The sequence below is a fragment of the Actinoallomurus bryophytorum genome, assembly GCF_006716425.1.
GTDB lineage: Bacteria > Actinomycetota > Actinomycetes > Streptosporangiales > Streptosporangiaceae > Actinoallomurus > Actinoallomurus bryophytorum.
The window spans coordinates 6,721,307-6,743,993 of the sequence record NZ_VFOZ01000001.1 but is presented as its reverse complement, the minus strand read 5'-3'; the positions used below and the strand labels follow the sequence as shown (position 1 = coordinate 6,743,993).

The 22,687-nt window shown below is 69.8% G+C and carries 20 protein-coding genes and 1 pseudogene; 8 read left to right on the top strand and 13 right to left on the bottom strand.

Features of this window, described 5'->3' with window-relative positions; genetic code table 11:
* Positions 1–44: 44 nt before the first annotated feature.
* Positions 45–1,079 (bottom strand): methyltransferase, encoded by a 1,035-nt coding sequence (locus tag FB559_RS31390; RefSeq protein WP_141960371.1) that lies wholly within the window; start codon positions 1,077–1,079, stop codon positions 45–47.
* Between the two features lie 175 nt (positions 1,080–1,254).
* Here FB559_RS31390 and FB559_RS31385 point away from each other — a divergent pair, with 175 nt between their 5' ends.
* The 4 genes from FB559_RS31385 (at position 1,255) to FB559_RS31370 (ending at position 6,131) form a co-directional block, all read left to right on the top strand.
* Positions 1,255–1,785, top strand: coding sequence for a MarR family winged helix-turn-helix transcriptional regulator (locus FB559_RS31385; protein ID WP_141960369.1), 531 nt, complete (start codon positions 1,255–1,257; stop codon positions 1,783–1,785).
* Positions 1,786–2,002: 217 nt separating this feature from the next.
* The gene (locus FB559_RS31380) at positions 2,003–2,728 is read left to right on the top strand and encodes a hypothetical protein (protein WP_221640259.1); all 726 of its coding nucleotides are present in this window, start codon (positions 2,003–2,005) and stop codon (positions 2,726–2,728) included.
* A 133-nt stretch (positions 2,729–2,861) separates the two neighbouring features.
* A complete protein-coding gene (ligA, locus tag FB559_RS31375; protein WP_246122233.1) occupies positions 2,862–4,922 on the top strand; it encodes an NAD-dependent DNA ligase LigA in 2,061 nt (686 codons plus the stop codon).
* A gap of 75 nt (positions 4,923–4,997) precedes the next feature.
* On the top strand, positions 4,998–6,131 hold the full coding sequence (locus FB559_RS31370) for an NADAR family protein (RefSeq protein WP_221640258.1): 1,134 nt from the start codon (positions 4,998–5,000) through the stop codon (positions 6,129–6,131).
* Positions 6,132–6,154: 23 nt separating this feature from the next.
* On the opposite strand, the gene FB559_RS31365 is transcribed toward FB559_RS31370, so the two are convergent.
* Positions 6,155–7,120, bottom strand: a complete 966-nt coding sequence (locus FB559_RS31365; RefSeq protein WP_141960365.1) for a pyridoxal-phosphate dependent enzyme — start codon at positions 7,118–7,120, stop codon at positions 6,155–6,157.
* Positions 7,121–7,341: 221 nt separating this feature from the next.
* Between FB559_RS31365 and FB559_RS31360 the strand changes: the two genes are divergently transcribed.
* Positions 7,342–9,195 carry a M64 family metallopeptidase gene (locus FB559_RS31360; RefSeq protein ID WP_141960364.1) on the top strand — a complete coding sequence of 618 codons (1,854 nt, stop codon included), beginning with the start codon at positions 7,342–7,344 and terminating at the stop codon, positions 9,193–9,195.
* Between the two features lie 89 nt (positions 9,196–9,284).
* Here the strand turns inward: FB559_RS31360 and FB559_RS31355 are convergent, their stop codons facing one another.
* The 6 genes from FB559_RS31355 to FB559_RS31340 all read right to left on the bottom strand — a co-directional run bounded on the left by FB559_RS31355 (position 9,285) and on the right by FB559_RS31340 (position 16,890).
* Positions 9,285–10,490, bottom strand: coding sequence for a CU044_5270 family protein (locus FB559_RS31355; protein ID WP_141960363.1), 1,206 nt, complete (start codon positions 10,488–10,490; stop codon positions 9,285–9,287).
* On the bottom strand, positions 10,487–11,032 hold the full coding sequence (locus FB559_RS31350) for an RNA polymerase sigma factor (protein WP_141960362.1): 546 nt from the start codon (positions 11,030–11,032) through the stop codon (positions 10,487–10,489). The genes FB559_RS31355 and FB559_RS31350 overlap by 4 nt, the downstream gene beginning before the upstream one ends.
* Before the next feature lie 319 nt (positions 11,033–11,351).
* Positions 11,352–15,620, bottom strand: a complete 4,269-nt coding sequence (locus FB559_RS31345) for an nSTAND1 domain-containing NTPase (RefSeq protein WP_141960361.1) — start codon at positions 15,618–15,620, stop codon at positions 11,352–11,354.
* A gap of 399 nt (positions 15,621–16,019) precedes the next feature.
* A complete protein-coding gene (locus FB559_RS44205; protein WP_185792478.1) occupies positions 16,020–16,175 on the bottom strand; it encodes a DUF6131 family protein in 156 nt (51 codons plus the stop codon).
* A gap of 148 nt (positions 16,176–16,323) precedes the next feature.
* On the bottom strand, positions 16,324–16,494 hold the full coding sequence (locus FB559_RS44200; protein ID WP_185792477.1) for a hypothetical protein: 171 nt from the start codon (positions 16,492–16,494) through the stop codon (positions 16,324–16,326).
* 42 nt (positions 16,495–16,536) lie between these two features.
* Positions 16,537–16,890: a PRC-barrel domain-containing protein gene (locus tag FB559_RS31340; RefSeq protein WP_141960359.1), complete on the bottom strand. Its 354-nt coding sequence runs from the start codon at positions 16,888–16,890 to the stop codon at positions 16,537–16,539.
* Positions 16,891–17,159: 269 nt separating this feature from the next.
* Here FB559_RS31340 and FB559_RS31335 point away from each other — a divergent pair, with 269 nt between their 5' ends.
* A complete protein-coding gene (locus tag FB559_RS31335; RefSeq protein WP_141960357.1) occupies positions 17,160–18,158 on the top strand; it encodes an iron-containing redox enzyme family protein in 999 nt (332 codons plus the stop codon).
* 21 nt (positions 18,159–18,179) lie between these two features.
* Here the strand turns inward: FB559_RS31335 and FB559_RS31330 are convergent, their stop codons facing one another.
* Positions 18,180–18,413, bottom strand: coding sequence for a CDGSH iron-sulfur domain-containing protein (locus FB559_RS31330; RefSeq protein WP_141960355.1), 234 nt, complete (start codon positions 18,411–18,413; stop codon positions 18,180–18,182).
* A gap of 118 nt (positions 18,414–18,531) precedes the next feature.
* On the opposite strand from FB559_RS31330, the gene FB559_RS31325 reads away from it, so the two are divergent.
* Positions 18,532–19,014 (top strand): DUF2243 domain-containing protein, encoded by a 483-nt coding sequence (locus tag FB559_RS31325; RefSeq protein WP_246122231.1) that lies wholly within the window; start codon positions 18,532–18,534, stop codon positions 19,012–19,014.
* Positions 19,014–19,835: a cytochrome c oxidase assembly protein gene (locus FB559_RS31320; protein WP_141960352.1), complete on the top strand. Its 822-nt coding sequence runs from the start codon at positions 19,014–19,016 to the stop codon at positions 19,833–19,835. Before FB559_RS31325 ends, FB559_RS31320 begins: the two co-directional genes overlap by 1 nt.
* A gap of 62 nt (positions 19,836–19,897) precedes the next feature.
* Here FB559_RS31320 and FB559_RS46900 read toward each other — a convergent pair whose 3' ends face one another.
* From FB559_RS46900 to FB559_RS31305, 4 genes and pseudogenes are all read right to left on the bottom strand, one after another.
* Positions 19,898–19,993, bottom strand: a complete 96-nt coding sequence (locus FB559_RS46900; RefSeq protein ID WP_221640257.1) for a muconolactone Delta-isomerase family protein — start codon at positions 19,991–19,993, stop codon at positions 19,898–19,900.
* Between the two features lie 16 nt (positions 19,994–20,009).
* Positions 20,010–20,195: pseudogene (locus tag FB559_RS46895) on the bottom strand (muconolactone Delta-isomerase family protein); the annotation flags it as partial.
* Positions 20,196–20,203: 8 nt separating this feature from the next.
* Positions 20,204–21,574 carry an MmgE/PrpD family protein gene (locus tag FB559_RS31310; protein WP_141960350.1) on the bottom strand — a complete coding sequence of 457 codons (1,371 nt, stop codon included), beginning with the start codon at positions 21,572–21,574 and terminating at the stop codon, positions 20,204–20,206.
* A gap of 29 nt (positions 21,575–21,603) precedes the next feature.
* The gene (locus FB559_RS31305) at positions 21,604–22,590 is read right to left on the bottom strand and encodes an LLM class oxidoreductase (RefSeq protein WP_141960348.1); all 987 of its coding nucleotides are present in this window, start codon (positions 22,588–22,590) and stop codon (positions 21,604–21,606) included.
* Positions 22,591–22,687 lie beyond the last annotated feature (97 nt).

Here is a 22,687-nt window from a genome sequence, read left to right as displayed (position 1 = left end):
GGGCGAGGGCCGCCGATCCCCGTACGACGACCCCCGCTTCCAGGTCAGACCGCGACGGCTTCGATCATGGAGTACGGGGCCTGGAGCTCGGTGGTCCGCACGCGCCGCAGGCCGGCCTGCTCGAAGAGTGAGTCGAACTCGGCGGCCGTACGCTCACGGCTGCTGAGCATCGTCAACATGGCGATGTCCATCAGCGGGGCGAACCCGCCGTCCTGTTCGGCGATCACCATGTCCACGACGGTGACCCGGGCGCCGGGGCGCATGGCCTGCCGGCACAGGCGAAGGATACGGACGCAGGATTCGTCGTCCCAGTCGTGCAGGATGTACTTCAAAAGATAAAGGTCGCCTTCGGGCACCAGCTCGAAGAAGTCTCCGGCGACACCTTCGAGTCGGTCCTCCAGGCCCCGGTTCTTCGCTTCCGCCTCGGCACCCGGTACGGCGTGGGGGAGCTCGAGGACGACACCTTCGAGGTGCGGGTGCGCGGCCAGCAGTTCCAGGACGAACGCGCCGTTGGCGCCGCCGACGTCGACCACCGTCTTGGCGCCCGTCACGTCCAGTTCCTTGACGGCCTCCAGGATGACGGGAGTCGACAGGTCGGTCATCGCCGCCGAGAACAGGGCGCCCTCCTGGGGGTGCTCGGCGAAGTAGTCGAAGATCGACTTACCGAGTGCCTCCGTTGACTGGCTCCGGCCCTGCCGTATCGCATCGCTGGTGCGGCCCCAGGTCAGCCAGTGTCCCGGCGCGGTCTGGGCCAGGGCGAAACTCTTCACCGACATCGGCGAGTCCCGGTGCAGGACCGCGAGCAGCGGCGTACCGGCGAACCCCTCACCCTCGAACGCGAGCAGTCCGACACTGACGCAGGCGCGCATGAGCCGGAACGTCGCGGAGACGTCCGCGGACTCCCTGCTCGCGATCTCCTCGGCCGTACGCGGCCCGTCCCGCAGGTGTTCCGCGAGCGAGAAGTCGGCCGCCGTACGGACGATCTGGCTCACCCAGAACCCGGAGACCATCTGCATCACGGCCCCGTGGGCTTCAAGGGTCGCGTCCGGCTCTGGTGAGGGGTGTTCATCTACCGTCATTGTTTTCTCTCTCTTCTTGGCATGCCTTAGATGATTTTGGACGACGAATGCGCCCGGCGATATCAGGGCAGCGATAAATCGGTGACCCCCGCAAAGGCCACGTTTGAAGCTTCAAACGTCACGTTATCAGACACATAGCAGACGCGCCGCCGGTTCAAGTTGGTAGGGTTCAGCGGTGGTACCTGCCGACGACGAGCCGCCCCGCTGGCTGACCCCTGTCGAGGAGCAGACCTGGGTGTCGCTCACCGGTCTGCTGCTGAAACTGCCCCACGCGCTCGAGACGGATCTTCGGCAGCGCGCCGGCATCAGTCACTTCGAATACCTGGTCATCAGCGTTCTGTCCGAGTCCGAGGGCCGCACCCTCCCCATGGGGGACCTGGCGACTCTGGCCAACTCGACCCCGTCACGGCTCACGCACACGGTCGAGCGGATGGAGGCGCGGGGATGGATCAGCCGTCGCCGTAGCCCGGACAACGCCCGGTTCACCCTCGCGCACCTGACCGACGAGGGGTTCGCCTTCCTCGCGGATGTGGCACCGGGGCATGTGGCGACCGTGCGGAGAGTGGTGTTCGACGCCCTCGAAGGCGACGACGTCGAGCGACTCGAACTGATCGCCCAACGCATCCTGGGCCGCATCGACCCGGGCCACCAATGGCCGCCCCGCGGGACACGGCACGGCTGGAAAGACGAACCCGCGCCCGGCTAGCCACTCCCGCGTGCGGCCCCTGAGACCGCTGGACCTCGACCCGGCGATCAGCCCGCGGCCGGATGCTTCGCCATCTCTTGAAGAGTGGCGGCGCCGCAGATCAGCCGGAGTACGTTGCGCCGACACGGTGCGCCTCAATCCCCGTCCCGTCCATTCCAGTCGTCTTCACATGGGCTGACGGCCGGCTCCGTGATCACAGACGCCGAACGGAGTACGGATGATGACGACGAGATTTTCAGCGCTGATCGCGGCCGCCTCGGCGGCGGTTCTCTCCCTTGCCGGGCCAGTGACCGCGAATGCCGCGACGCCGGAGAACTACGGTGACTACTCGCTGATGTTCACCCGGTCGGCCGGCCAGTATTTTTCCGGTGGAAGTGTCGCCGGCCAGTGGGCCTGGAGTCCACAAAACGCATCGTCGAGTGACATTTCCTGGGGGGACTCCGCGAACTGGCCCCCAGCCTCCGCCGAGCACTTCATTCGCAGCGGCGACTGGGTCGAGCTGGACGGTTACTCTGACGGCCAGGGCAAACCCGTGAACGAAGTTCAGCGTGTGACGTCGGAAACCGTCGGCGATGCCGGCTGCACCGATATGACCCCCCTGCCGGCCGACAAAGGCCGGCAACATTACGTGCGATGGACGATCCCCGCCACCGGCTACTGCCTGGATGCCGTCGGTACGATCACGTCCACGGTCAACGGCTCGGTCGTCCATTTCGAGCACAAGCAGCGATGGACACCGCCGGCACCGTGCACCAACGCCTACATGAACGGCCAGGAGTGCATCGGCCAACATGAACAATGGTGGGATGACCATGGCCACGGCTATGGCCTGCAGATCGATCGCACCCAGTACATCGCCCGCGGTCTCGGCATGGCGTACGCGATTCGGACGACGGTGCCGATCAGCTGGGCGGCGGACGGCCGCTACTTCTGGTCATGGTGAAGGTGATCAGGACACTCGGCCCGCACACGCCACCGGCATCGTCCACACCTCGACGGTCGTGGGGGCACCGGTCCCTCGTCGTCCCCGGTGGCGAGTGCCGCGGAATGTCAGGGCCTCACGGCAGGATGAGGGTGTGACCGAGGCTCTGGGACTTCCCGCACTGGGTGATGAGGCGGCCTACCGGCAGGCGGTCGCCGAAGCGGTCGCCGCCGCGGCGGCCTACTACGGCGATGGCTCCACCGCGCTGGACGACGACACCTATGACCGGCTGGTGCGGCGCATCGCGGCGTACGAGGACGGCCATCCCGGCGAGGTGGCGCCGGACTCACCGACCGGAAAGGTCGCCGGCGGGGCGGTGAGCGGAGACGTGCCGCACACGGTCCCCATGTTGAGTCTCGACAACGTCTTCTCCCCCGAGCAGCTCACCGCCTGGGCCGCCGGGCTCGAACGACGGCTCGACCGGCCGGTGGGGGCATGGAGCGTGGAGCCGAAGCTCGACGGCCTGGCGATCGCCGCCCGCTACCGGGACGGGCGGCTGGTCCAGCTCGTCACCCGCGGCGACGGCACCGCGGGCGAGGACGTCTCCCATGCGATCGGCACCATCGTCGGCCTGCCGGAGCGGCTGCCTGCGCCGGTGAGTGTGGAGATGCGCGGTGAGGTGATGATGACGGCCGCCCAGTTCGAGGCCGCGAACCTCATCCGCGTCCAGCACGAGGGCACGCCGTTCTCCAACGCCCGCAGCGGTGCGGCCGGCACGCTGCGGGCCAGGGAGCGCCCGTACAAGGTCGAGCTGAGCTTCTTCGGCTACGGCGCGCTCGGCCTGACGCCCGGCACCGACCTCACCCGGCGGCTCCAGGAGTCCGCGCACAGCGAGGTGATGACCTACGTCGCCGGACTGGGTGTGCAGACCACCACCGCGACCGGCGCCGGGATCACCACCGCCGCCGATCTCGAGGACGTACGGCGGCGCATCGAGGAGATCGCCACGCTGCGGGCCGAGCTGGGCCTGGGCATCGACGGGATCGTCATCAAGGCCGACGCCGCCGCCGACCAGATCGAGGCCGGCTTCAGCTCCCGCGCGCCGCGGTGGGCGATCGCGTACAAACTCCCCGCCGTCGAGAAGATCACCCGGCTGCTCGAGGTCGAGTGGAACGTGGGACGCACCGGCGTCATCGCACCCCGGGCCGTGCTCTCACCCGTCCAGATCGACGGCACCACCGTCACCTACGCGACGCTGCACAACGCCGCCGACATCGGCCGCCGTGGCCTGCTCCTCGGTGACCACGTCACCGTCTACAAGGCCGGCGACGTGATCCCCCGCGTCGAGGCACCCGTCGTGCACCTGCGCACCGGCGCCGAGACCCCCATCGCCATGCCGGCCGTCTGCCCACGGTGCGGCGGAGACATCGACACGTCCCAGCAGCGGTGGCGGTGTGTCCAGGGGCGGCTGTGCCACGCCCTCGCGTCCATCTCCTACGCGGTCGCCCGCGACGCCCTGGACATCGAAACCCTCGGCCGCACCCGCATCGAGGCGATGCTCCACGCCGGGCTCATCGCCGACTTCGCCGACCTGTTCACCCTCGACCACGACGCCGTACTCGGCCTGGAGCGGATGGGCGAGACGAGCACGGCCAACCTCCTGGCCGCGATCGAGGCCGCCAAGGCCAAACCGCTGAACAAGGTGTTCTGCGCCCTCGGGGTCCAGGGCACCGGCCGGCGCATGTCCCGCCGGATCGCCCGCCACTTCACCACCATGGAGGCGATACGCGGCGCCGGCATCGAGGCACTCCAGGAGGTCGAGGGCATCGGACCCGAGCGTGCCGCGCTCATCACCAGAGAGCTCCACGACCTGGCGCCCGTCATCGACAAGCTCATCGCCGCGGGGGTGTCGATGACCGAACCCGGCGCCGCGACCGGCGAACAGGCGCCTCCGGGCGACCCGGACCTGCCACTGACCGGAATGACCGTGGTCGTCACCGGCTCGATGACCGGCCCCCTCGCCGCGCTGTCCCGCAACGAGATGAACGACCTGATCGAGCGTGCCGGCGGCAAGGCGTCCTCCGGCGTCTCCACCAAGACGTCCCTGCTCGTCGCCGGAGAGAAGGCCGGTTCGAAGAAGGACAAGGCCGCCGGCCTGAGCGTCCCGATCGCCTCGCCCGAAGAGTTCGCCGAGATGGTCGAGGCGTTCCTGTGAGCCGGCGCGCGGCACGTGGCGGGCTCCCGCGAACGCGGTGGCCACGGTGGTCGACGTCGCCCTAGAGTCCGTGCCGTGCTGAACCGACGGACCTACCGCATGGTCGAGGGCGACCGCGTCGAGGGCACCTGGCGGCCCATCTTCATCCGCAACGGCGGCTACCACCTGACCGAGCTCTTCATCTTCGCGGACGGGGCCATTCACTGCTGGGAGTGGGTCGACCTCGACGGACTGCGGCGCAAGATCGAACAGGGCTGGGTGGCGACCAGCCTCAGGCCCGGCGACCGCGCCTCCGTCCACCACCTGGCGGCGTGGCGGTTCGAGGATCCGCACATGTGGATCAGTGGGGAAGAGCTGATCGGCGAGGTCGCGGACGAGATCGACCAGCTCAACGGCCGGCCCGACTCCACCGGCCGATGCCTGCGGGCACTCGGCCGTTACCTCGACAGCCGCACCGAGGACGACCGGATCGCGCTGCGTGAGGCGTACGACGCGATCCCCGGCCACCTGTGCACGTACGCGCTCGGGGACATGGACTACGGCGACGCCCCGCTCAGCGTGCTCGCCGCCCGCGTGGGGGAGCCCGTCGGCGACCTGCGCAACCTCGGGGACGAGGAGGTCGTCACCGAGGAGCTACGGCAGCGCGCCTTCGCCTACTTCGCCGACCGCGACCGCCACCTCGCCGAGTACGAGGACACCCGGCGGCGCCCCGCGGACGGGCCGGAAGACGCGGACGCACCGACGGTGCACCTCGACGCGGTGGTGTTCCCCCAAGGGTGGCCGGACGACCTCGGCGTCCTCGCGCTGCGCAACGAGTGCCCGGCTCCGGTCACCGTCACCGGCCTCACCTACCCGACCGTGACCCACGCCTACTGGGCGCTGTCCACCACCGACGGCCGGGCCGCCGAGCGCATCCGCGGCGCGGAGCGCCCCTACGAGGCAGAGCGGCTCGGGGAGGCGGCGCCACGCCGCGACGGCTGGCCACAGGCGAGGGTCGCCGTCATGGCCTCCCTCCTGCGCGCCAAGTTCGACCAACACCCCGACCTTGCCGAGACGCTGCTCACGACCGGTGACGGGCGGATCCGCTACACCGGCCTCGACTCGGCCTACTGGATATCCAAGGGTGACGGCGGACGGAACTGGATCGGCCGGCTCCTGGAGGTCGTCCGCTCCGAACTCGCCGCCCACCGGGCCGGCATCCCCCTGTGACCCGGCACCGGAGGCCTTTCCGGTCAGCCGCAGAGCTCGGCGAAACGACGGGCGCCGATGTTGCCGCCAGAGACGATCACGCCGATGCGGGCGGGTACGGGGTCGATGCGGCCGGCCAGGAGGGCGGCCAGCGGGGTGGCGCCGCTCGGCTCGACGACGACCTTCAGGCGTTCGAAGACCAGCCGCATGGCCTCGCGGATCTGGTCGTCGGTGACCAGCGCGATCTCGTCGACCAGCCGCCGGTTGACGGAGAACGTCAGCTCTCCGGGGATGTCGGCGGCCTGCCCGTCGGCGATGGTGCGCGGCACGGGGATGGAGACGCGCCGGCCGGCCTCCAGGGACCGTTTGGTGTCGTCCCCGGCCTCCGGCTCTACGCCGATCACGCGGATGCCCGGGTCGAGTCCCTTCGCGGCGGTGGCGCTGCCGGCGATGAGGCCGCCGCCGCCGACCGGGACGACGAGCGCGTCGAGCCCGCCGACCTCATCGAGGAGTTCGAGCGCGGCGGTGCCCTGCCCGGCGATGACATGCGGATGCTCGTACGGCGGGATGAGCGCCAGGCCGTGGTCGGCGGCCAGGGCCTCGCCGATGGCGACCCGGTCGCCGGTGTAACGGTCGTAGGTGACGATCTCCGCGCCGTAACCGGCGGTGGCGTCCATCTTGGACCGCGGGGTGTCCTCCGGCATGAGGATCACCGCGGTCGTACCGAGCTCCCGTGCGGCGAGGGCGACGGCCTGGGCGTGGTTGCCCGACGAGTAGGCGGCGATGCCCTTGCGCAGCTGCTCCGGCGCCAGCCGGGAGGCGGCGTTGTAGGCGCCGCGGAACTTGAACGCGCCGACACGCTGAAGGTTCTCGCACTTGAGGAAGACCTCGGCGCCGACGAGCGCGTCCAGGGTCCGTGAACGCAGCACCGGGGTGCGGTGCGCCACTCCCTTGATCTGCGCGGCGGCGTCGCGGACGTCGTCCAGAGTGACCGGCGGGGTGTCCGTCATGGTTCGGCTTTCTGTCGAGATGCTGCCGGGCGGGGATGCACCCCCAGCCTAGGCACCCGGCTCACCCGAGGTTCCGGCAGGAATAGGCCGGTGCGAGAAGGCACCTTCCGGCCAACCGTGACCCCGCGGTTCCCTGCCGCCCTCCCGCAGACGATGATCAACGTCGTCCCATGTGTATTTCGTAGGAGGCCCCCCTCATGCTGAGACGCATGATTGCCACGATGGCCGCGACGTTGGCGGTCGCCGCGTCGCCGATCCTCGTGGCGCCCGCCGGTGCCGCACACGCCGATGACATCGGCAGCGCCAAGGTCGTACCGGTCCAGGTCACCGGCGATCCGGCGAAGCGGTTCAACGTCGTGATCCTCGGCGACGGTTTCACCGAGGCCGACATGCCGACGTTCCGCGAGAACGTCGACCACGAGATCAGCACGCTGTTCGCCTTCGAGCCGTGGAAGTCCTACCGCAGCTACATCAACATCTACCGGGTCGAGATCGTCTCGGGCGAGTCGGGCGTGAGCTGCGATCCGTCGCTGTCCGCACCCCGGCGCACGACCCCGCTCAGCATGCAGTTCTGGAGCGGCTGCCGGACGGACGGCATCCAGCGGCTCCTGGTCATGGACGACGACGCGGCCAACACGTACGCGAACCTGGTCACCGGCACCAGCGCCGCCAACCGGCAGATCGTCGCTCTGGCCAACAGCCCGACGTACGGCGGCGCGGGAGGAACGTACGCGACGGCGTCCGGGAGCAACGCGATGTCGTCGCTGATCATGCCGCACGAGATCGGCCACTCACTCGGCGGCCTGCAGGACGAGTACAACTACTACCAGCGGGGTGTGCCCGGCGGCGCGTACACCGGCGGCGAGCCCGACTCGATCCACCACACCCTCCTCACCGAGACGCAGATGCGGCAGCAACAGGCGAAGTGGTGGCGCTGGCTCGGTGACCGGAGCACCGCCGGCGGCGTCATCGGCCGCTACGAGGGCGGGATGTACGACACCACGGGCGTCTGGCGGCCCAGCGAGCACTCGATGATGAAGACCCTGGGATACGCCTACGACCAGGTGGAACGCGAGCGGATGACGCAGGCCATCTCCGGGAAGCTCAACCTGGTGCAGGACGACACCCCGGTCGGAACGCCCATCGGCGCCGACCGTGTCGTCTGGCTGGAGACGCTGCACCCGGTGAGCCACACGCTGCACATCGGCTGGACTCTCGACGGCAGGACGATCTCCGGCAGCGCGGACCGGCACAACGTCGACCTGGCCAGGCTGCACGTCAAGCCGGGCACGCACACGCTGACCGCCACGGTCCAGGACCCCACCGACTTCGTCCGCGACCCGGCGATCAGATCCTCGGCGGCTCTCACCCAGTCCCGTACCTGGACGGTGGACACCCGGATCAAGACCGCGCCGACGGCCACCACGCCGGGCTTCACCGACTCCACCCCGGCGAGCACCGATGTGGGCGCGAACGACGTGATCTACGCGGAGACGGCGCACCCCGCGACGTCGGTCCCGGCCGTCCGGTGGACCGTCGACGGCCGGCGCGTGAGGACGACGGGAAACGACCGTGACCTGGCTCTGAGTCGCTTCCACCTCACCTCCGGGACACACACGGTCACCGCGCGAGCGGTGGACCCCGCCACCGGCACCGAGTCATCCCCTCTCACCTGGACGGTGGACGCACAACGTCCGGTGGTCTCCGCGGAGTTCTCCCGGCCGGCCGCCACGGTCGGCAGGACCAAGGTCTTCGACGACCGGTTCACGATGAAGCTGAACCCCTCCGACAACGCGTCCGGGGCAGCGCTGGCGGAGTTCCAGGTCGACGGGGACGGCTGGTACCGCTACTTCGGCTGGCCGACCGACTCCACCGCGCCGTTCCTGTTCACGCCGCTGGGCACCAACATCGACGACCTGTACTACGGCAAGCTCGGCAAGCCCGCGAGAGCCGTCGCCTGGGAGAACGTACCTCCCGGCTACGGCCGTCACACGATCCAGTTCCGAGCCATCGACGCCGCCGGCAACATCGGGAAGACCACCACGATCCAGGCGGTCCTCCGCAAGACCGGCTGACACGCTCCCAGGCCCGCCACGAAAGGGGCGGGCCTGGGACCGCGATCTCACGCTCGGCTCGGGGCCGGTCCATCTCGTTCGAGTTCGGTTCAGTAAGGGAGCTTCTTGGGAGGTGCGGGCTTGCTGTCGGTCCAACCCGAGCTGCGGTTCATCTGGTAGAAGATGACGAAGCCGGGCTTCTGCCTCCGGTACTCACCACCCGGCTTGGTGAGGACCTCGCGTTCCCCGAGGCACTCCCCCTTGTCGTTGAAGATGAGCTCCACCCTCGAGCCGTAGCCGTGATAGGTCGGGCCCTCCGACGGCCAGTCCGCCGCCACGGCGAAGCCCGGCCGGCCCAGCGGGTCGGTGACCGAGCCGACCGGATGGACGCCCGGCAGCAGTGGCAGCATCCGCATCATGGCCGCCCGCAGCTTCGGTGGCACCGGGGCGCCGCTCAGGTTGTCCGACACGCTCATCAGCAGTTGCGCGTTGTTCGGACCGATTTTGGAACCCGGCTTGACGCTCATGAAACGGGTGGCGAGCTGCTTCGGATCGGTGGTCAGGTTCTCCAGATCCTGAATGGTCGCACCGTATCCGACAGGTTTGGCGCAGCCGGTCCCACCGACCTGCTTGGGGCAGGGCATCGGCACCATCCGGCCGTTGTCGAATCCGGCGAACGGAAACCGGCCGCCCTCCCTGGCCTGCGGCTTGTCCGGCCGCCAGGGGCCCGGCTTCGCGGTGTAGGTGCCCCAGTGGTCGTTGGACCAGACCCGGAAGCTCTTCGGCGACCCCGTCCGGCGCCACGCGGCCTCGTCGGCCTTGGTCAGGGGGCGCGCCGGCAGGTCACGACCGTAGAAGAGATTGCCTCCCCCCTTCTTGACGGCCGTCCATTCGAAGAACTCGCTGGCCGCGGCCGAGACCGCGTACCCGTCCTTGACCAGGTACGTCTGCGCCTCGACCTGGTCGTTGTACCAGTACTTGCCCATCGGCTCGGCCTCGGCCTTCTCTGCTGCCGCGAGCAGGACGCTGTGAGGTGCGAGCTCGGTCGGCCGGGAACCACCGCCGGCCGGGTCGCGAGGCGAGCCGCCGCCCAATGCCGCGACGGCGACGACCACCGCCGCCGTACCGGCCGCGACCAGCCCGAGACCGAGACCCAGTCGCCGGGAGGTCCGCCTGGGCAGCAGCCTCTGGCGCCCGGCCGTCTCGGCCAGTGCCCCGGCGATGTCACGCCGGCGCCGCTCGGCGTCCGAGGGCGGATCCAGGCTTTCGGGACGGGCCGCGGCCAGCCGTTCCATGGCGCTCTGCGCACGTTTCATGACGTCTCCGTCCTAGAGATGAGCAGGGATGAGCGCGTGGCGGGACCGTCGGACAGCGCCTGCTCCAGCCGCCTGCGAGCACGGTGGAGCTTGACGAAGTACGTCGCCTTGGAGGTACCGATGACCTTCGCGGCCGCGGCCGCCGAAAGCCCATGCCAGGCGACGAGTGTGAGGACCTCCCGGTCCCCGCTGGACAGGCGGCTCAGCGCCTGGAGCACCTGCGCCCGCTCGACGACCGCCTCACCGACGTCGGCGGAGGTGAGCTCCGCCTCGGACACCCAGCTCTTCAGCTCGGCGTCCAGCGAGCTCTGTTTGACCTGAGCCCGGTAGGACTCACGCAGGACGTTCCGGGCTATGCCGAGCAGCCAGGGCAGGGGTCGTGAGGGCAGGTCACCGAATCGCCGCCAGGCCACGCAGAAGGTCTCACTGGCCACCTCCTCCGCCAGTTGCCTTCCCGTACGGCTGACCGCGTAGGCGTAGACCCGGGGATGAAACTCGTCGTAGATCGCGGTGAACCTGCCCACCGCGTCCGGATCCGTCATGCTCCGGCTCCTTTGTTGGGGTACATCCTCACCGGGGAAGCGATCAGGAGTGCCCGCTTCTTACACCGAGCCCGGCCCGCGGTCGTCCGAAGGGAGGAGAACCGGCTCCCGGCAGGCCGAAGAGGTCACCCAAGGGGTTCTCTTTACGCCCATCTCGGGTCTCATCGGCGGGCCATGCCCTGGCCGGCGCGCGGGGCACCCTGCCCACACCGATGCACGACGAGCTGACCGGCACCGGCCCGGTCACGTCGCTACGCCTGGACGGACACGGAGTCGCGGTGCTGCGCCCGGCCTGACCGGCCGAGACACTCCAGACCGCCTACTGTGGGCATACTTGCCGGAATTTTTCCCCAGGTACATAGCGTCGCCATTCGGCGTGCGTGAATGAGCGGGTGGTGACGGCGCAGATCGACGAGAGAAGATCGGCGGGCTCGCCCACATTCCACAATCGCACCGTGTGGTCATAACCGGCGGTGGCGAGGGTTCTTCCGTCCGGGCTGAACGCCACGGAGTAGACGTAACCGGTGTGCCCGATGAGCGGTGCACCGATCTGGCGATGCATAGCAACGTCCCACAGCCGTGCCGTGTAATCGGCGCTGCCGGTGGCGAGGGTCCTGCCGTCGGGACTGAACGCCACCGAGTCGACGTAGCTGGTATGCCCGGTGAACGGTGCACCGATCTGGCTATAAGTCGCGATGTCCCACAGCCGTGCCGTTCCGTCGTTACTGACGGTGGCGAGGGTTTTACCGTCAGGGCTGAATGCCACCGAGTTGACAACGCCCGTGTGACCCCGCAGTTGCGTGATAATCTCTCGGGTGGCGATGTCCCACAACTGTGCAGTATTATCGTTACTGGCGGCGACAAGTATCTTGCCGTCAGGGCTGAATGCCACCGCGCGCATGTTATCCCCGAAACCTGTGATCAAGTCACCGATCTGGCGTTGGGTGGCAACATCCCACAACCGTGCCGTGTTATCGCTACCGGCAGTGGCAAGCCTCTTACCATCAGAGCTGAACGCCACCGCTTCTAAAGTGGCACCGGAGTGATGATTGAAGGTACCGATCTGGCGTTGGGTGGCCACGTCCCACAACCGTGCCGTCTGATCGGTACTGGCAGTGGCAAGCGTTCTGCCATCCGGACTGAAGGTCATCGCATTGATGACCTTGGTGTGGCCGACGAAGGGTGCACCGACCTGATGGTGGGTGGCGACGTCCCACAATCGTGCCGTGTGGTCGGTACCGGCGCTGGCGGTGGCGAGGGTTTGTCCGTCCGGGCTGAATGCGGTTACTCCATTGGTGGAACCCACGAAGTCATCGACCTGACGATGGGTTGCGACGTCCCACAGCCGTGCCGTCTGATCTCCGCTCGCGGTCGCGAGAGTTTTTCCGTCCGGGCTGAATGCGACCCCGGCCACGAAGGCGGTGTGGCCGGTGAGAGGTGCGCCGATCGGAGAGTGAGTGGCGGTGTCCCACAGCCGTGCGGTGAAATCGCCACCGGCGGTGGCGAGGGTTTTACCATCGGGACTGAAAGCCACCGACGACACCGCATTGGTGTGACCGACAAACGGCTTACCGACCGGCCTGTGAGTGGCGGTGTCCCACAACCGAGCCGTACGATCATAACTACCGGTGGCAAGAGTCCTACCATCGGGACTGAAAGCCACCGACGACACCGCATTGGTGTGACCGACAAACGGCTTACCGACCGGCCTGTGAGTGGCGAAATCCCACAGCCGAGCCGTGTGATCGGCGCCGGCAGTGACAACGGTTCTACCGTCGGGACTGAACGCCACTCCGTACACGCCGCTCCCGTTCCTGGCGAAGAAAGCAGCCTCACGGCTGTTCGCTCGTGCACTCCCCAACTCAAGAGATCCGTTGTTCGAACCGGTGATGATGTGGCCGCCGTCCGGGTTGAACGCGATCGCGTTGACCGAGCCACCGGAATATAGCGATTCGCCAACAGAGTAACCCGTTGCCCGATCCCACAAACGCGCCGACCCATCGCTACTGGAGGTGGCAAGGATCTTTCCGTCCGGGCTGAACGCCACCGCTCTGACCGCGCCGGTGTGGCCCGTGAAGGTTCCCCGTTCGGGGTTCTGGAGGGCCGTGAGCATGCTGTAGCGGGCTTCGGCCGTAGGTGCGATGCGCCAGGCTGCCGCTGCCAGCAGTGCCGAGGTGACGGGGTCGGTGGCGGTCACGGATTGGCTCTCCGTCGCCAATTGCCGGGACACCGCGAGGACGCGCTGATGGTCGGCGTCATCAGCCGTGTAGATGGCCGTCGCCGCCGCGGTGATGGCGACGACGAGCAATGCGGCCAGCGTGCTCAGCACTGCCCGGCGTTGACGGAGCCTGCGGCGGGCAGCGTGCGTTGACGCGTCGAGGAACTCACGGGCCGTACCGGTGAGCGGGTGGTCTCCGGTCTCCCACCGGCCGTTGGCCTCAAGGACGGCGGCCAGCTGGGTGCCCCGGTAGAGGAAAGACGGGTCCTGGTGGTTACGGGCCCACTCGGCGGCGTCGTCAAGGATCTGCCCGTACAGGATGTGACCGGCCAGGTCGGGCTCCAGCCATGCACGCAGCCGCGGCCACGCGCGCAGGAGCTCATCGTGGGCGATTCCAGCGGTCTCCCCGCTCAGGACGACGAGCCGTTTGGCCGCGAACGCCTCCAGCACGGCATCGACGGAATCGCGTTCAGCACCGGCCCGCCCGGCGTACAGGCTGGTGCGGGTCCTCCGGCGACGGGCCAGCCGGCCGTCGCGTGCCACGACGACCATCTCCTGGAACATGGCGGCGGCGATGTCCTGTTGTGCGCCGCCGAGGTCGGCGTAGACGGCCTCCGCGCTGGTCTGGATGGCATGACGGACTCCGCCGGACAGACCGTAGCCACGGCTGGTCAACCGGCCGTCCTCGCGGTGTTCCCAGGTGATGAGCATCGCATGCGACAGCCAGGGCAGTGCCCCTGTCTCGTATCCCTCCGAAGCGGCACCGGAGCGAAGGTCGGCAAGGACGGTGTCGGTCAGTCCGGGCTCGATCCGCAGTCCGGCCGCGGCCGCGGGCCCGGTGATCGCTCGGCGGAGGTCCGGTTCGGCCATGGGGCCGACGATGAAATGCGCTCCGGGCATCGCCTCCCGTAGCCGGGGGTAGGCGGCGCATCGATCCAGGAAGTCCCCGCGGATGGCGATCACTACGAGCGCCGGTGGTTGCTGGCGGCTTCCGCATGGTGTGCCGGCCGCCGCATGGAGAGCGGTGATGAATGCCGACCGCTGTGCCTCGCCGGCCTCATCCTGGTCCTGGCCGAGTGTGAAGATCTCTTCGAACTGGTCGACGAGCAGCACGAGCCGATGCCGCTCAGCGGCTTCCGCGGAGACCCCGTTCCTCTCGGCATCTGCCAGGATCGCCTGCCGTACCAGCAGGTGCGCCTGGTCGGGATGTTCGGCAAGGCTGTCGCAGACCACCGTCGGGTCACCAGCGGACAGAACGGCCAGTTGGGTGGCCAGCTCCTGGAGAGGAGCGCGGGTCGGCGTGATCAGCCTGCGAGGCCACTCTGCCGAGGACGGAGACAATGAACCACGGGCCAGCGCCGGCAGCAACCCGGCCCGCAGCAGCGAGGACTTGCCGACCCCGGATGCGCCGGTGACCACCACCAGTCCGAGTCCGACCAGGCGTTCGGCGAGTGTGCCCACCAGTTCGGCGGTCACCCGCTCCCGGCCATAGAACGCCTCGGCCTGGTCCTCCTCAAACGGTGACAGTCCTCGGTATGGGCACCCCTCCAGCCACGGCGCGGATCTCTGCGGCCCGTTCGGATCACCGTCATCACCGGAACGGCTACGGTGCTCGATGGCCAGGACGTCCTCACGCATCAGGCGGGTATGAGTGGCCTGTCGCCGCAGCAGATCGATGATCAGCCGTTGCTCTGATCCCTGCTGGTTCAGATCGTCCTGGATGGCCGCCAGCGCCGCGCTCACGTCGACCAGCAGAAATCGGAACTCGGCGAACTCGTCCCCGAGCCCCGCCAGCGCGCTGGTCAGCTGCGCTTGCAACTCCTGGTCACCACTTCGTACCGCCTGCTCCAGCGCGGCGCTCGCGGCTCCTATCTCCCGCAACACCCTGGCGATGTCACCGCGCAGCTGCCGAGCCTGCAGACCGCCGGCACCCAGGATCTCCTGAATCCGCTGCTCGACCTCCTCCTCGATCTCCTCCCGAGTCGGTTCCTGCCCGCCGTCGCGCAATCGGCCGATACCTGCCTGGATGACGTCGGCGAGGGCATTGCCACCGACCGAACCCGCCACTCCGATTCCCGCGACCAGCGCGGCCCCAGTGCCGGCCACCCCCGCCGAAGCCGCCAGCAGCGGGCCGAACGCACCTGCACACAACACTCCGAGCAGGACCGGCGGTGACCATCGCTGCAGCCCGTCTCCCGTCGTCTGCGTCACACGGGCAATACGGGCCCGCACTCCCGCGCGCATCCGTTCGGTCTGCTCATCCGCACCCCCGCCGGCCTCCATACGAGCAAGGATCGCCGACAATTCGTGATGAATGCGCGGAAAATGCGCCCCGTCCGATAGTGGCCGCCAGCAGACGGTCTGCACCATCGCGGCGAGCCAACAGAGCGAAGATCCAACGGCTGACCTCTAGGGCCGCCGAGGGCACAAGCGGGCGGATGGGCCGTACGCGGCGGGTCCCCGCGCCGGTCGAGAACGGCGAGTCCCGGCGGATGCGCAAGCCGCTCGGCCGGGCTCGCCGTTTCGGGCCCCGACCGCGTCAGGGGCCTCCCTGAACTTCGGCGGCCGGATCGCCACACCCGAGGAGGTCAGGGTGGGGCGGGGAAAGATTCAGTTCTCCGCGTCAACGCGCGGACCGTGCCCCCGGCGCGGGGTTACCACACCAGCAGGTGGTGACGCCGGTGCGGCACCGGCCGCGGTGGGGGCTCGGCTTCCTTCATCGGCGCCCGGCCGAAGCCCTGAGCGGGCTTCGGCCGGGCGGCGCCGGGATCAGAAGTAGTGGTTGCGGCCGCCAACGGCGTGTCCCAGCCGGCCCAGGAGCATGAGGACGAGCCCGACGACGAGGATGACGATTCCGATGGTCCACAAGATCGAGATGTGGGCCAGGAATCCGATGAGCAGAAGGATGATGCCGAGAACGATCATGACGATTTCCTGCTTTCAAAGGTGGACGGAAGCACTCGCAGTCGTGCGGAGCCGTCACTGCTCCAGCTAACAGCAATGTGCCGGACGGGGAAACAACCGGCCTCAGCAGCGCTTATCACGCCAAGTGATGACCGGCGATCGGAGGCCCTCAGCGGGCGGGGCGGGTGCCACGGCGGCGGCCCATTCGGACTCCGCCGACGACGAGGTCGGCCAGGAACAGCACCACGCCGATGATCAGTAGGAAGAAAAGACCTTTCACCACGGCACCGACGAGTCCCAGCGCGATCGCGACGATGACGACGAACAAGAACAAGGCCATAACGGGTACTCCCTCTCGGGTGGCGCGGTCCGGGGTCCACGGTCAGCGGCGTCCGAGCCGGCGCTGGTCCGGCTCCGCCTGGTAGGTCAGGCCGTAGTGGGCGAAGACCGCCTCTTCGTCGCCGGCCGGCAGCTCTCCGTCCGTGTCGATCGAGGGAGCGTCCTTGACCTGCTTCTTCGCGAAGGCGACACGGACATGGCCCGGTCCCACCGTCGCCTCCGCCAGTGGCACGAACACCAGCCGGTGCCGGGAGGGCAGACCGATCTTGACGGTGGCGAAGAACGGCTGATCGGTGCTGGTGTCGACGTAGACGGCCTCCAGCTCCCCGATCTTCTTCCCGTCGGCGTCGATCACGTCGTGGCCCCGCCAGTCGCGGATGTCCTCGATCGCGAACATGTTCCCTCCAGCCGTTGCCGATGGCCGAACGGCCACTCACCTTTCACATACCCGCCGTACGGGAACTACGCCTCATCCGGGCAACCGCGAGGCCCGCTGGTTTACCGGCGACCGTCCGGGGCAGCGCAGGCATCTCACGGGACCGCGATGACGGGGGCATTGATGAGTGGATACCGGACACTGCCGGACGGCCGACGACCTGCGGATGACCGCACGGAGAGAGCGCCGGATGAAAGAGGCGAGATCGGTACGGGACGGAGGTGCCACTGATGCGCCTGCCGGCCCCCCGCGGCCCGGTCACCGCGGCCCTTTTCGAGGAGCTGACCGCTCACCCCCACGACCTGCCCGCGCGGCTCGCCTCGCCGTTCACCGGCGACGGGCCCGCCCTTCACGACGACGACCTGCAACTCGCGCTCTTCGTCTGCTACGAGCTGCACTACCAGGGGTTCACCGACGTCGATGACGGCTGGGAGTGGAATCCCTCCTTGCTCGGCCTGCGCCAGGGCGCCGAGAGGCGGTTCGAGCGCCACCTGCGGGCACTGGTGCCTCGCCCGGCGCCGGTCACCGACGTGCCGGGTGAGCTGGCACGTCTCGCCACCGCCGACGAGGGCCCGTCCCTGGCCAGGTTCCTCCAGCGTGAGGCGACGCTGGAGCAGTTTCGCGAGTTCGTGATCCATCGTTCGATCTACCACCTCAAAGAGGCCGATCCCCACACCTGGGGCATCCCCCGGCTCAGCGGGCCGAGCAAGGCGGCTCTCGTGGAGATCCAGGCCGATGAGTACGGCGGTGGCCGTCTGGAGCTCATGCACGCGGAGCTCTTCCGCGGGGCGATGCGAGGGCTGGAGCTGGACGACACCTACGGGGCGTACCTCGACGCCGTGCCGGCGATCACACTGGCGGTCAACAACCTCATGTCCTTCCTGGGACTGCACCGGCGCCGCCGCGGTGCCCTGCTCGGCCACCTGGCGGCGTTCGAGATGACCTCCTCGCTGCCGAACCGCCGCTACAGCTCCGGCCTGGCCCGGCTGGGCGCGGACCGGCACACCCGCCGGTTCTACGACGAGCACGTCCAGGCGGACGCCGTCCACGAGCAGCTCGCCGCCCACGACCTGTGCGGCGGCCTGGTAGCCGAGCACCCCGAACTGGCCGCCGACGTGCTGTTCGGCGCGAGCTGCGGCCTCGCCCTGGACCGCCTGTTCACCGAGCACCTGATGGGCTGCTGGGGCCGGTCGGCCACGTCGTTGAACGCCGTGGCGGCCCTTCGCTGAAAACGCGCCGGTGGGCCGGGCTCAATCCGGCTCACTGGCCGCCCGGAACCTCGTCGCCTTGTGCGAACCATCGCAGAACGGCTTGGCGCCGGACCGTCCGCAACGGCACAGCGCGATCGTCTTCCGCCCTGGATCGATCCGCCGCCCGTCCTGGGTGAGGAGTTCGACCGGACCGCGGACGATGAGGGGCCCGTTCTCGTACGGCGTCACGGTCACCCGCTCGCCGTCGGCCTCCGAGAGTTCATGCGTGGACATGGACACGGCACTTCCCCGCCCTGGAGGGATAAACGGGAGTACCGCCGGGGTTCGGTGCCGATGACACAAGGTGACCACTCGGGAACGCTGAGTTCGTGTACCGCGCCGCTGGGAAAGGATGTTGGGAGACGACGAGGAGGTCAGCGACATGTCGCCGGAACGCCGAGGCGGCCGTTCCCTGTGGTCCGGGGTCCTCATCGGCATCGGCATCGCGGCGTTCGTCGACGAGACCGTCTTCCACCAGTTGCTCCACTGGCACCACTTCTACGATCGGTCGAGCACCGATGCCGGGCTGGTCTCCGACGGGCTGTTCCACGCCTTCGGCTGGTTCGCCGTCGTCATCGGGCTGGTCATGGTCGCCGATCTTCGCCGGAGTGCGAGCCTGTCGCGGCGCCGGCTGGCCGGCGGGATCCTGCTGGGCGCCGGGGGCTTCCAGCTCTACGACGGCACCGTCCAGCACAAGCTCCTCCGGCTGCACCAGATCCGGTACCACGTCGACCTCGCCCCCTACGACTGGACCTGGAACGCGATCGCCGTGGTCATGCTGCTGGCCGGGGCCTGGCTCCTGCGCGGGGTCACCCGGCGCGTGCCGGAGGAGTGATGGACCACGGCGGGCATTCGAGTGGCGTCCCGGCGCTGGGCTGGGTGGCGGCGGCCATCGCACTGGTCGTCGTCGGCGTCTACCTGGTGGCGTCGGTGCGGCTACGGCGACGCGGCGACGGCTGGTCCCGGTGGCGGGACGCCTGCTGCGCCGCCGCCGGCGCCGCGCTGGTGGTCGCCGCCCTCGTGCCGCTGCCGGGCGGGGAGTTCACCGCCCACATGCTGCGGCATCTGATCATCGGCATGGCCGCACCGCTCCTGCTGGTCCTGTCGCGCCCGCTCACCCTGGGGCTACGCGCGCTGCCGCCCGGCCCGGCGCGGCACGCCGTCCTCGCCGTGGCGCACTCGAGCGCCGCCGCCTGGCTCGTCTTCCCGCCGCTGGCGGCCGCGGCGGACGTCGGCGGGCTGTGGCTGCTGTACCGTACGCGGCTCTTCGCCGTCAGCCACGACCGGCCGGGGCTCCAGGCGCTCGTCCACGTGCACGTCCTGGTGGCGGGGATCCTGTTCACCGCCGCGGTCTGCCAGCTCGATCCCGTCCGCCGCCGCCACGGTCTCGCCGTACGCGCGGGCACGCTCGTCGCCGCCTGCGCCGCCCACGCCGTGCTGGCCAGGACCCTCTGGGCGACGGCGCCGCCCCGTACCCGCCTCCCGGCCGGGGACCTGCACTACGGTGCCATGGTCATGTACTACGGCGGTGACCTGATCGAGGTCGCCCTCGCCGCCGTCGTCGCCCTGCGGTGGTACGCGGCCGCCGGGCGTACGAGATCGAGCCGTTGCGCGCCCGCCGCGACGCGCGTAGTGGGGTCGCGGGATCCCGCCTAGGCGCTCCATCTCACCGGACCGTGAGCCGCACCGCCGTGCCGCCGCCAGGCCGGTCACGGGTGCTAGGGGACGATGCCGAATTTGCGCGGGTCGTTGGGGTGTTCCGCCAGCGGAATCACCTCGACGTCCATCCACGGCCACAGGGGCAGTGACGACACCCGCCTCGTGCACGGTGGTCGCGTCCGGTGCCTCGTACAGGCCGTAGTTCGCCCACCGGCCCGGGATCCGCCACAGCCGCTTGCACAGGCCCTGGTGGGCCAGTTCCTGGCCGCGGCGCAGCTCCTTCTGGAAGATCTCCTCCCTGAGCTCCGGATCGGCCTCGGGCGGCCAGTTGATTTCGACGTGTACGAGGAACTCCACGAGATCTCCTAGTCGGTGGTCAGCCGCGCGGACAGGGTGGCGAACGCGTGCCCGGGCCGGTCCTGTCCCGGCGAGAGCAGTGACGCGACGGCGCCCTCGGCGACGGCCGACGGGACGTGGTCGCCGGTGTTGCGGCGGAACTTCGCGATGATCTCCGACTCGCTCAGGGGCGTGTCGGGGTTGCCACGCGCGTGCGCGACCTCGGCCGTGGCCTGGCCGCCGTCGGTGCGACGCACGGTGACCCTGGCCGGGCGCCGGACCGGAAGGGCCGCAGTGTACTCCTCCACCTCGGTGAGGCGGACCTCGCGGGCGAGGTCGCGTACCGCCTCCCGCCCGAGGTCGTCCGGCAGGAAGGACGCGGCGTCGAGGTGGCCGTCGTGGGCCAGCGCGGCGGCGCAGTACGGCAGCGAGAAGCGCGCATGCATGTCGGAGGTGGGGTCCGGGTCGTCGAGGGAGACGGCGAACGCGAAGGTCTCGATCGACAGCTCCGCGATCGTGGCCGCCGGCCCCGGCACCTCCTCCAGGACGCGGGTGAGCGCGTCCAGCGCGGGATGGAGCCACCGCGCGCACGGGTACGGCTTGAAGTAGCTGTTGACGATCTCCCACCGCGTCCCGAGGTCCGCGGTCAGCGCGGCCGGGTCGAGACCGGTGCACACGGCCCCGTCGAACACCGACACCAGGTCGCGTGCCGGGGCGGTGAGGCCGGCGTGGGCCCACTGGTGCGCCATCGCACCGTGGTAGGCGCCGAGGCCGGTCCAGAGGTTGCGGACGGTACCGCCGCGCATCGGCACCTCCAGCGCCGTCGCGAACGGCAGTGCGGACCCGAGCAGGAACGCCTGGGCCGCCGTCGACCCCGCCGGGTCGTGGACCAGCGCGGCGGCCAGCGCCGCGGCCGACGGGCCGTGGACCCCGTGGGGATGAAACCCCGGGCGCAGCGCGCTGCCGACGCCCAGCCGCAGGCCGACCTCCACCGCCACCAGGAAGATCTCCAGGAGCCGTTCGTCGTCGAGGTCGCCGTCGGCGGCGGCGAGCAGCAGCACCGGCAGCACGTGCGGTGCCGGATGCGCGGTGGGCACCGGGGGAAGCCGGTGGCCCTGCGGATGGAAGGAACCGCCCGAGTCGGCGTCCAGCCAGGTCGCGGCGGCGCCGAGAGTGACGAGGCCGCCGAACCGGCTCGCCGGTCCGCCCACCGTGTCCGCGAGCGCCCGGACCTGGGGGTAGCGAAGACCGCCGATGAGCGCGCCGAGTGTGTCCAGGAGGAGCAGGCGCGTGTGCCGGACCACGTCGTCCGGTACGGCGTCCAGCCGGGTGGTCGCGGCGAAGCGCCGCACGGCCTCGATATCGGGTTCCGCTCCGGCAACGGTCTCGGTGGTGGACATGACACTCCCTTCCGGTCGGCGGCCGCGGCTCACGCGGCCGCGAAACCCTCCGCGAACGCCGCGCCGAGCGCGTCCAGCCGCTCGGACACGCCGCGCAACGCCCCGGCGACGACGAAGCCGTCGACCCCGAGGCGGGTCAGCTCGGCCACCCGCGCCGCGAGGCGCGTGGACTCTCCGGTCAGCACGAAACGGTCCCGCACCGCGGTCTCCACCTGCTCCGGAGCGCGTTCCCCGCCGCGTGCGCCGGACGTGCCGTGCCGGCGGTAGTCGTGGCTCTCCGCCACGCGGCGTACGGGGCCGGCGAGATCCGGGCTCAGCCCGTACCAGCCGGGCGCCGCGACCAGCCGGGCCGCGCAGGAGCCGAGGATGGGTTCGGCCACCTCGCGTGCCTCCTCCGCGGAACGGGTCGGAACGGCACGCGTGAACAGCCAGCAGCGTACGGACGGGTTCGCGTCCTGTGCGATCCCGACCGCTGCGGCCACGACGGAGGGTTCGACGCCCACGTCGATGAGGACCCCGCCGAGGTGGGCGGCGGTCAGCGCGATCGTGCGCGGGCCGGACGCGGCGCCGAGCAGCCGCCCCGCGCCCGGGTCTCCGCCCAGCTCGCCGGAGGCGCTGACCAGCCCGGCGAGCAGCTCGCCGTACGCGTCGAGGCCGGGCACCGGCAGCCCCTCGTTGCGCACCGAGCTCTCACCGCGGCCCACCACCGCCAGCAGACGCTCGCCGTGCCGCCGGCCGAGGGTGGTCAGGGAGGCGGCGACCGTGGCCGGGTGCCGCAGGCCCAGACCCACGACGCACGGCCCGGCGAGCGCGGCCGGCGTACCGGCGAGCACCCGGTCGGTCTCGATGAAGCAGTCGGGGTACAACCGTGGGCTGTCGGTGAGACCGACGCCGTCGAACCCGGCCGCGCACGCTCTCGCCGCGACGCCGGCCGCGTCCTGGCGTTCCGCAGCGTGTCCCGCAGCGTGTCCCGCGATGGGCGCGGCGAGGTTGACCAGCAGGCCGGGCCGGTTCATCCGAGGAGCCGTCCGGCGACGACCGACGCGGTGTGGGCCCGGCCCCGGGCAGCGGCGTCACTCCGGCCCGCCAGACGGCCACCGCCAGCCATCCGGA